1 pseudogene is annotated in these 354 nt (G+C 42.1%); it reads right to left on the minus strand.

Annotated features, from left to right (window positions below):
- Positions 1 to 354: pseudogene (locus tag ACNKXV_RS13595) on the minus strand (glutamine-hydrolyzing GMP synthase); the annotation flags it as partial.

Here is a 354-nt window from a genome sequence, read left to right on the forward strand (position 1 = left end):
TGAAGTATTCGCACTTTTTCTGCCGTTATATCACCAAGAATCCTAATCGCCAGTCCCGGTCCTGGAAATGGATGTCTACCTAATAATACCTTGTCGATTCCAAGCTCCTTTCCTACTCTTCTTACTTCATCTTTAAATAGCATTCTTAGCGGCTCTACCACTTTCAGCTTCATGAAATCAGGTAATCCACCCACATTGTGATGAGACTTGATCGTTACTGAAGGCCCATTAACAGAAACCGACTCGATCACATCTGGATAGATAGTACCCTGCGCCAGGTAAACAACATCCTTGATCTCGTGAGCTTCATCATCGAAAACTTCAATAAAAGTATTCCCGATCGCTTTTCTCTTT

It is taken from the genome of Christiangramia aquimixticola (assembly GCF_048285835.1).
Lineage (GTDB): Bacteria > Bacteroidota > Bacteroidia > Flavobacteriales > Flavobacteriaceae > Christiangramia > Christiangramia aquimixticola.